Origin of the sequence: uncultured Halomonas sp., assembly GCF_947501415.1 — a bacterium.
GTDB lineage: Bacteria > Pseudomonadota > Gammaproteobacteria > Pseudomonadales > Halomonadaceae > Halomonas.
The window spans coordinates 1-1,046 of sequence record NZ_CANMVL010000035.1; the positions used below are offsets into that span (position 1 = coordinate 1).

1 rRNA gene is annotated in these 1,046 nt (G+C 55.6%); it reads right to left on the minus strand.

Features of this window, described 5'->3' with window-relative positions:
- Positions 1-43: 43 nt before the first annotated feature.
- Positions 44-1,046: ribosomal RNA gene (locus Q0894_RS15590) — 23S ribosomal RNA — on the minus strand; the annotation flags it as partial.

Here is a 1,046-nt window from a genome sequence, read left to right on the forward strand (position 1 = left end):
CGTACCCGGCGTCGTGGGTCATCACAGACCCCTTGGGTGTTATATGGTCAAGCCTCACGGGCCATTAGTACCGGTTAGCTCAACGCCTTGCAGCGCTTCCACATCCGGCCTATCAACCAGCTGGTCTCGCTGGGCCCTTCAGGAGGCTCAAGGCCTCGGGGAGATCTCATCTTGAAGGGGGCTTCCCGCTTAGATGCTTTCAGCGGTTATCCTGTCCGCACATAGCTACCCGGCAATGCCACTGGCGTGACAACCGGAACACCAGAGGTGCGTCCACTCCGGTCCTCTCGTACTAGGAGCAGCTCTTCTCAAATCTCCAACGCCCACGGCAGATAGGGACCGAACTGTCTCACGACGTTCTAAACCCAGCTCGCGTACCACTTTAAATGGCGAACAGCCATACCCTTGGGACCGACTTCAGCCCCAGGATGTGATGAGCCGACATCGAGGTGCCAAACACCGCCGTCGATGTGAACTCTTGGGCGGTATCAGCCTGTTATCCCCGGAGTACCTTTTATCCGTTGAGCGATGGCCCTTCCATACAGAACCACCGGATCACTAGAACCTACTTTCGTACCTGCTCGACGTGTCTGTCTCGCAGTCAAGCACCCTTATGCTCTTGCACTCAATGCACGATTTCCAACCGTACTGAGGGTACCTTCGTGCTCCTCCGTTACTCTTTGGGAGGAGACCGCCCCAGTCAAACTACCCACCACACACGGTCCTCGATCCGGATAACGGACCTGAGTTAGAACGCCAATGATGCCAGGCTGGTATTTCAAGGTTGGCTCCACTCGAACTGGCGTCCGAGTTTCCAAGCCTCCCAGCTATCCTACACAAGCAACATCAGCGTCCAGTGTGAAGCTATAGTAAAGGTTCACGGGGTCTTTCCGTCTAGCCGCGGGTACACAGCATCTTCACTGCGATTTCAATTTCACTGAGTCTCGGGTGGAGACAGCGTGGCCATCATTACGCCATTCGTGCAGGTCGGAACTTACCCGACAAGGAATTTCGCTACCTTAGGACCGTTATAGTTACGGCCGCCG